This window comes from Deltaproteobacteria bacterium (assembly GCA_035063765.1).
GTDB lineage: Bacteria > Myxococcota_A > UBA9160 > UBA9160 > PR03 > CAADGG01.
Genome location: JAPSFT010000046.1, coordinates 1 through 8,185 on the forward strand (window position 1 = coordinate 1; position 8,185 = coordinate 8,185).

An 8,185-nucleotide genomic window follows, 5' to 3' on the forward strand; every position below is an offset into this window, starting at 1 on the left:
CCCCCGCCCCCCCCCCCCCCCCCCCCCCCCCCCCCCGGGACTGTCCCCGAAATCGCCGAAATCGCCGAATCGCCGGGACTGTCCCCGGCTCAGTAGCGATAATGGTCCGGCTTGTAGGGACCGTCGATCGGGACGCCGATGTAGTCGGCCTGGCGGGCGGTGAGGCGGGTGAGCTTCACGCCGAGCTTCTCGAGGTGGAGGCGGGCCACCTCCTCGTCGAGCTGCTTGGGCAGCATGTAGACGCGCTTCTCGTACTTCTCGGCCTTCTCGTGCAGCTCGAGCTGCGCCAGCACCTGGTTGGTGAAGGAGGCGGACATCACGAAGCTCGGGTGGCCGGTGGCGCAGCCGAGGTTCAGGAGCCGCCCCTCGGCGAGCACCAGCACCGAGTGGCCGTCCGGGAAGACCCACTCGTCGTACTGCGGCTTGATCTCGACCCGGCGGATGCCCGGGATCGCCTTGAGCCCGGCCATGTCGATCTCGTTGTCGAAGTGGCCGATGTTGCCGACGATCGCCTTGTCCTTCATGCGCGACATGTCCTCGGCCGCGATCACGTGGGCGTTGCCGGTGGCGGTCACGAAGAGATCGGCGGTCTCGAGCACGGCGTCGAGGGTCGTGACCTCGTAGCCCTCCATCACCGCCTGGAGCGCGCAGATCGGGTCGATCTCGGTGACGACGACGCGGCAGCCCTGGCCGCGCAGCGACTGCGCGCAGCCCTTGCCCACCTCGCCGAAGCCGCACACGACAGCGACCTTGCCGCCGAGCATGACGTCGCTCGCGCGGTTCAGGCCGTCGATCAGCGAGTGCCGGCAGCCGTAGATGTTGTCGAACTTGCTCTTGGTGACGGAGTCGTTGACGTTGATGGCCGGGAAGAGCAGGGTGCCCGCCCGTTCCATCTGGTAGAGGCGGTGCACGCCGGTCGTGGTCTCCTCCGAGACGCCGCGGATCCCGCGCGCGAGCCGGCTCCACAGGCCCGGCTGCCCGGCGAGCTCGCGACGGAGCAGCTCGAGGACCACGCCCCACTCCTCGGGGTCCTGCTTCGGGTCGAAGGCCGGCACCGAGCCGGCCTGCTCGAACTCGAGGGCCTTGTGCACGAGGAGCGTCGCGTCGCCGCCGTCGTCGACGATCAGGGTGGGGCCCTTGCCGTCCGGCCAGACCAGGGCCTCGCGCGTGCACCACCAGTACTCCTCGAGGGTCTCGCCCTTCCAGGCGAAGACCGGCGTGCCCCTGGGCTTGTCGGGCGTGCCCTCCGGCCCGACGGCGACCGCGGCCGCCGCGTGGTCCTGGGTCGAGAAGATGTTGCACGACACCCAACGGACGTCGGCGCCGAGCTCCACGAGGGTCTCGATCAGCACCGCCGTCTGCACCGTCATGTGCAGGCTGCCCATGATCCGCGCGCCGGCCAGGGGACGGCGCCCTTCGTAGCGCTGGCGCAGCGCCATCAGGCCGGGCATCTCGCACTCGGCGAGCCGGATCTCCTTGCGGCCCCACTCGGCGAGGGCGAGGTCGGCGACCTGGAAGGGCGGGCGATCGGTGGCGGCCATCGAGGGGGCTCCGTCGGGGAAGGAGATCGATCCGGGAGGGATCAATCCATGCGGATGGATTGTTTCCGCTCATCCCCGGCGCGTCAAGTCGAGATGGGAGCCCGAACGGGTGCGGCTACGCGCCGATCGCGACGCGCGGCCGCCCACCCCCTCTGGGGCCCTCTAGGCCTTCGAAGCCAGCGGCGTCCCCGCTGGTGCCGGGGACCCAGCGGCCATGTGCGAGGCCGAGGTACCGCTCGCCGTCCCGAACTCGTATGCGCTCTCGCTGTGCTCGGCGAGGTCGAGCCCGGCGAACTCGGCCTCGTCGTCCACCCGCAGCGAGCCGAAGATCGCGCGCAGCGCGAGCAGGATCAGGAGCGTCGCGAGCGGCGCGAAGATGGCCGTCACGACCACGCTCGTGATCTGGATCAGGATCTGGTCGCCGCGCGTCACGCCTTCGGGCAGCGCGAAGTCGGCGATGAACAGACCGGTGGCGAGGGCGCCCCAGGCGCCCCCGATCCCGTGCACGCCGAACACGTCGAGCGAGTCGTCGTAGCCGAGCGCGGGCTTGAGGAAGGTGACGGCCAGGTAGCTCAGGAGCGCTGCGCCCGCACCGATCGCGATCGAGCCCATCGGCGCGACGAAGGCGCACGCCGGCGTGATCGCAACCAGGCCCGCGACGCAGGCGGTGGCCGCGCCGAGCACGGTCGGCTTCCCGCGGTGGGCCCACTCGATCGCCACCCAGGTGACGAGCGCCGTCGAGGCCGCGGTGCTGGTGGTCAGGAAGGCGAGGCTCGCGATCCCGTCGGCCATCAGCTCGCTACCGGCGTTGAAGCCGAACCAGCCGACCCACAGGAGCGCCGCGCCGATCACCGCGAAGGGCAGGTTGTGGGGCGGCATCGGCTCCTTGCCGAAGCCGCGCCGCTTGCCGAGGACCAGTGCCACGACGAGTGCCGAGAAGCCGCTCGACATGTGGACGACGAGCCCGCCCGCGAAGTCCTTGGCTCCGAGCGTGGTCCCGATGTAGCCGCCGCCCCAGACCATGTGCGCGAGCGGGCAGTAGACGACGAGCAGCCAGATCGTGATGAAGGCCAGGTAGGGACCGAAGCGCATGCGCTCGGCGAAGGCCCCGATCATCAGCGCGGGCGTGATGATCGCGAACATCGCCTGGAACATCACGAACAGGTACTCGGGGATCCCGTAGCTTCCCCAGAGCGTGTCGGGCGTGATCCCGGCGAGGCCCAGCTTGCCGAGCCCGCCGATGACGGCGTTGCCCTCGGCGAAGGCCAGGCTGTAGCCGATCAGGATCCAGAGCACGCCGACCACGCCCGCCGAGACCAGGCACTGCATGAACAGGCTCAAGGTGTTCTTCGCGCGCACCAGGCCCCCGTAGAACAGCGCGAGCCCGGGCAGGGTCATCATCAGGACCAGCGCCGAGCTGGTCAGGACCCACGCGGTGTTGCCTGCATCGAGCTTGGGCGCCTCGTCCTGGGCAAAGGCGCTGCGCGCGCAGAAGAGGGCGAGGACGGGCGCGAGCGACAGGATGCGCCGCGCAAGCGGTGCCGAGCGGGAACCGGACATGTGGCTGGCCTCCAGGGCCGCGGGCGAAGGGAGGCGAGCGGCCGATCGCCTCCAGAGCAACCGCCGTGCCAAGCACGGCGCGCGCAGGAGGAGGCGCGCGAAGGCGGTGAGCACTGCCGTCCGGCCCGGTAGGCCGCGCGAGTGCTCGCCGGCTGGGCAGCGGCGTGCCCAGGAGACGGGCACGGGCAGCCCGGCCGGGCCTACCGAGCGGAGCCACGGCTCCTCGCACTACCCGTCTCCCCGGGTTGCATTCACTCTGGCGCTTGCGGATGCTCGGCCAGCCGACCGGGAGATCGCCCCGATGCGCCGGGCCTCGACCGCAGCCCTCCTCGTGCTCCTTGCCCTGGCCGGCTGCAGCGGCGCCCGCGAGGCGGGGCGCTACGCCGAGCAGCGGCTCGATCCCTTCGCTTCGACGCGCGTGGCGCTGCTCTCGGTGGAAAGGCTGGGGCCCTTCCTGGCGGTCCAGTTCCGCAACCGCGGCGCCGTCCTGACCTTCTATGCCCCGGCCGGCGACGAGGGCTGCGCGCAGCTCCTGCGCCCCGAGGCGAGCGTCACCTACCGCAAGCACGGCAACTTCGGCCGCTTCGAGGACGCCGAGCTGCGCTGCGACCCGGTCGGAGTCGGCTCGCTCGCAGCCTGGCGCGACCGGCGGCCGCGCGACCAGCGGCGCGGCTCGATGGTGCCGCGCGCGCCGGCGACCTTCCGCGAGATCGGCCGCGAGGGCGAGGTGGCGATCGTGCGCGGTCGCTTCCCGCTCGCGAGCCGCGTCGGCGTTCCCGCCGGCTTCGACCTGATCGCCTTCGTTCCCCTGGAGCCCGCTTGCGAGCGGCCCCTCGCGAGCGGCACCGCCTCGATGGAGTTCGTCCCGGCCGGGCGCAGCGCGATCCGCCTCGTCGGCCCCGGCGCACCCTGTCCGGTGCTCGGCTTCGCGATGCCGCCCGGCGCGCCTGCGCCGGCCGAGTGAGGTCGCCGGAGGCGAGCGACGTGGGCTGGCGCGCGCCTATCCTCCCTCCGCCGCGCACCCGGAGGAGCCGTGCAGCCCCGCGAAGTCCTCGCCGCCGACGAGATCCGGCTCTCCGACCCGCGTTTCTGGCAGCGCCCTCTCGAGGAGCGCGAGGGCGCCTTCACGACGCTGCGGCGCGAGCGGCCGGTCTCCTTCCACGAGGAGCCCGACATCGCGATCCTCCCGCGCGGACCCGGCTACTGGTCCCTGACCCGGCACGCCGACATCCTGCACGTGAGCCGCAACCCCCAGCTCTTCTGCTCGGGCCAGGGCTCCAACATCGGCGACATGCCGCAGCCCTTCCTCGAGTTCTTCGGCTCGATGATCAACATGGACGACCCCCGCCACGCGCGGCTGCGGCGGATCGTCTCGCGAGGCTTCACGCCGCGCCGGATCCAGCGCCTCGAGCGCAGCGTGGAGCGCGTCGCCGCCGACACCGTGGACCGCGTGATCGAGCAGGGTACCTGCGACTTCGTGACCGAGATCGCGGCGCGGCTCCCGCTCGCGATCATCTGCGAGCTGATGGGGATCCCCGAGAGCCAGCACGAGCTCGTCTTCTCGCGCTCGAACGTGATCCTGGGCGCGGGCGACCCCGAGTACACCGACGCGGATCCGGCGAAGATCATCCCGATGCTCCTCCAGGCCGGGTCGGAGCTCGCGCAGCTCGCCCAGGACCTGGCGCGGCACCGTCGCGGCAGGCCGGGCGAGGATCTCGTGTCGGCGCTCGTGAACGCCGAGCTCGACGGCGAGACCCTGGGCGACCAGGAGCTCGGCTCCTTCTTCGTGCTGCTCGCGGTCGCGGGCAACGAGACCACCCGCAACGCCATCAGCCACGGCATGAAGGCGCTCTGCGACCATCCCGAGCAGCGCCGGATCTGGGCCGCCGACTTCGCGGGCGTGGCGCCCACGGCGGTCGACGAGATCGTGCGCTGGGCGACCCCGGTGATCCACTTCCGGCGCACCGCCATCCGGGACACCACGATCCGCGGCACCCGGATCGCGGCCGGGCAGAAGGTGGTGATGTGGTACTGCTCGGGCAATCGCGACGAGGACGTCTTCGCGCGGCCCTTCGCCTTCGAGGTGCGGCGCGCCCCCAACGAGCACGTGGGCTTCGGCGGGCCCGGCCCGCACTACTGCCTGGGTGCCCACCTGGCGCGGCGCGAGATCACGCTCCTGTTCCGCGAGATCTTCGAGCGGCTCCCGGACCTCGAGGTCGAGCCGCCGCAACGGCTCCTGTCCTTCTTCATCCACGGGACCAAGCACATGGAGTGCCACTTCACCCCGGGACGCCCGCGACGGTCGAGAGGCCCCCGCTGAGTGAGGCAGATCGAGCCATCCGGGGCTATACACCTCAGCTCGCGCTGGGCGTCCCACCGGCCTCATCGGCCCAAGTCCTGATGGCCACTCGCGAAAGCTCGCGGGGACGCAGTCGGCACGTATCTTGATCATCAGGATCGAGTCCAAACTGGAGGTTCGTCCGTGTCTCGAAGGATCCGATCGCGCCTGGCCGCCGCCCCGTGCCTGCTCCTGCTCGCCGCGCTTGCCTGCGGCGGGGAGGGCGAGGCTCCGCCCGCGCCGTCTCCGCCCGCGGCAACGGCGCCGCCCGCGGCGGAGCCCGCCGCACCTGCGGCTGCGCCCGCGGCGATCCCGGAGAGCGCGCGCGCCGAGGCCGAGCAGATCTTCGAGACCCGTTGCGTCACCTGCCACGGCCCCCAGGGCGCCGGCGACGGGCCCGCGTCGGCCGGCCTGACCCCGCCGCCGCGCAACTTCCAGGATCCCGCCTGGCAGGCGTCGGTCAGCGACGAGCACATCGAGCAGATCGTGCAGTACGGCGGGGCGGCCGTCGGGCGCAGCGCCGCGATGCCCGCGAACCCGGACCTGATGAGCAAGCCCGAGGTGGTCGCCGCGCTGCGCGCCTACGTGCGCGGGCTGGCCAAGGGGAAGTGAACGTGTTCTGGACGACGGGAGGGCCAACCATGGGAACGATGGGAACGCGGATCGTCTCCGGGATCGGTGCCTTCGGGCTGGCGGCGGCGCTGGCCTGCGGCCCCGGTGGCGAAGGGGGGCAGGCGCAGCAGGCGCTGCGGCCCGCGAGCGGCGGTGCGGGAGCGGGCGTCGCCGAGCTGATGGCGGCGCGCGGGCTCACCGACGCGGACGTGACCGCGGCGCTCAAGACCTACGTGCCGAGCGGCAAGCACGACGACTACTACATCTTCTCCTCCGGCGGGCAGTCGGGACAGGTGGTGGTGCTCGGCATCCCGAGCATGCGCATCCTCAAGTACATCGCGGTCTTCACGCCCGAGCCCTGGCAGGGCTGGGGCTTCGGCGATCGGGGCTCGCACGAGGTGCTCGCAAACGGCGACCGCCACGGGCACGAGATCCGCTGGGGCGACACCCACCACCCGAACCTGTCGGAGACCAACGGCGACTACGACGGCAAGTACCTGTTCATCGGCGACAAGGCCAACGCGCGGATGGCCGTGATCGACCTCGAGGACTTCGCCACCAAGCAGATCGTTCCGAACCCGATCCTCGAGTCCGACCACGGCGCCGCCTTCGTGACCCCCAACACCGAGTACGTGATCGAGAGCTCGCAGTACCCGGTGCCGCTCGGTGGCGAGTTCGCGCCGATCGAGAGCTACGCCGAAACCTACCGGGGAGCCGCGACGCTCTGGAAGTTCGACCGCGAGCGCGGGCGGATCGACGTGGAGCGCTCGTTCGCGATCGAGCTGCCGCCGTACATGCAGGACCTCGCCGACGCCGGCAAGCTCGTGAGCGACGGCTATGCCTTCATCAACTCGTTCAACACCGAGAAGGCCTTCGGCGGCAACCTGGAGGGCCGGCCGCCGCTCGAGTCGGGCGCGTCGCAGAACGACATGGACTACCTGCACGTGATCGACTGGAAGAAGGCGGAGCAGGTCTTCCAGGCGGGCAAGGCGGAGCAGATCCGCGGCTTCCCGGTGATCTCGCTCGAGACCGCCGTGGCCGAGGGCCTCCTGCACTTCGTGCCCGAGCCGAAGAGCCCGCACGGTGCCGACGTGACGCCGGACGGGAAGTTCATCGTGGTGGGCGGCAAGCTCGACACCCACGCGACCGTCTACAGCTTCGAGAAGATCAAGGGCCTGATCGACGCCAAGGACTACGCCGGCAAGGACCCCTACGGCGTGCCGATCCTCGACTTCGCCAAGGCGATCCAGGGCCAGGTGGAGCTCGGGCTCGGCCCCCTGCACACGGTCTTCGACGACCAGGGCAACGCCTACACCTCGATGTTCGTGGAGTCGAAGGTGGCGAAGTGGTCGCTCCGGGACCTGAAGCTGATCGAGAAGGCGCCCGTGCACTACAACATCGGCCACATCGCGGCGGCCCACGGCGACACCGTGAACCCGCGCGGCAAGTGGGTGGTCGCCATGAACAAGTGGGCGATCGACCGCTTCCTCGACGTGGGCCCCCTGCTGCCGCAGAACTTCCAGCTCGTGGACGTGAGCGGTCCCGCCATGCAGGTCGTGTACGACGCGCCGATCCCGCTCGGCGAGCCGCACTACACCCAGATCATCTCGGCGGACCTGATCGACGCGATCGACCACTACGACCCGGTGGGCACCGATCCGCTCACGGGGGAGCTCGACCCGCACGCCACCGAAGGCGGCAAGGAGCGCATCGAGCGCCAGGGCAACGAGGTGCACGTCTACATGACCCAGGTGCGCAGCCACTTCACGCCCGACACGATCCGGGTGAAACAGGGCGACACGGTGCACCTCTACCTGACCAATCTCGAGCAGGCGCGTGACGCCACCCATGGCTTCGGGATCAGCTCCTACAACGTGTCGCTCTCGGTGGAGCCGGGCAAGCAGTCGAACGCGACCTTCGTCGCGGATCGCGCCGGGGTCTTCCCGTTCTACTGCCTCGAGTTCTGCTCCGCCCTGCACCTGGAGATGGCCGGCTACCTGCTGGTCGAGCCGCGCGAGGGCCAGGCGGGCGGCGAAGCGCCGGGCTCGCGTGCCGGCGCGGCTCGTCACGCGGCGCGCTAGCGCCGCCGCGCTCGCGGCCGTGGCGGCGCTGCTCCTCGGAGCCGCGCCGCCAC

General features: G+C 71.2%; 6 protein-coding genes. 4 read left to right on the top strand and 2 right to left on the bottom strand.

Annotation, left to right across the window (positions count from 1 at the left end):
• Positions 1 to 89: 89 nt before the first annotated feature.
• Together ahcY and OZ948_19530 are read right to left on the bottom strand one after the other, a co-directional pair.
• Positions 90 to 1,541, bottom strand: a complete 1,452-nt coding sequence (gene ahcY, locus OZ948_19525) for an adenosylhomocysteinase (protein MEB2346909.1) — start codon at positions 1,539 to 1,541, stop codon at positions 90 to 92.
• A 162-nt stretch (positions 1,542 to 1,703) separates the two neighbouring features.
• Positions 1,704 to 3,101, bottom strand: coding sequence for an ammonium transporter (locus OZ948_19530; protein MEB2346910.1), 1,398 nt, complete (start codon positions 3,099 to 3,101; stop codon positions 1,704 to 1,706).
• Between the two features lie 301 nt (positions 3,102 to 3,402).
• On the opposite strand from OZ948_19530, the gene OZ948_19535 reads away from it, so the two are divergent.
• The 4 genes from OZ948_19535 (at position 3,403) to nosZ (ending at position 8,132) form a co-directional block, all read left to right on the top strand.
• The gene (locus OZ948_19535; GenBank protein MEB2346911.1) at positions 3,403 to 4,065 is read left to right on the top strand and encodes a hypothetical protein; all 663 of its coding nucleotides are present in this window, start codon (positions 3,403 to 3,405) and stop codon (positions 4,063 to 4,065) included.
• Between the two features lie 69 nt (positions 4,066 to 4,134).
• A complete protein-coding gene (locus OZ948_19540) occupies positions 4,135 to 5,421 on the top strand; it encodes a cytochrome P450 (GenBank protein MEB2346912.1) in 1,287 nt (428 codons plus the stop codon).
• Between the two features lie 162 nt (positions 5,422 to 5,583).
• Positions 5,584 to 6,051, top strand: coding sequence for a cytochrome c (locus OZ948_19545; GenBank protein ID MEB2346913.1), 468 nt, complete (start codon positions 5,584 to 5,586; stop codon positions 6,049 to 6,051).
• Positions 6,052 to 6,089: 38 nt separating this feature from the next.
• A complete protein-coding gene (nosZ, locus tag OZ948_19550; protein ID MEB2346914.1) occupies positions 6,090 to 8,132 on the top strand; it encodes a Sec-dependent nitrous-oxide reductase in 2,043 nt (680 codons plus the stop codon).
• Positions 8,133 to 8,185 lie beyond the last annotated feature (53 nt).

Excerpts from the sequence above, each read along its gene's own strand:
- OZ948_19530 (MEB2346910.1), bottom strand. The coding sequence starts at position 3,101 with ATGTCCGGTTCCCGCTCGGCACCGCTTGCGCGGCGCATCCTGTCGCTC.
- nosZ (MEB2346914.1), top strand. The coding sequence starts at position 6,090 with ATGGGAACGCGGATCGTCTCCGGGATCGGTGCCTTCGGGCTGGCGGCG.
- ahcY (MEB2346909.1), bottom strand. The coding sequence starts at position 1,541 with ATGGCCGCCACCGATCGCCCGCCCTTCCAGGTCGCCGACCTCGCCCTC.
- OZ948_19535 (MEB2346911.1), top strand. The coding sequence starts at position 3,403 with ATGCGCCGGGCCTCGACCGCAGCCCTCCTCGTGCTCCTTGCCCTGGCC.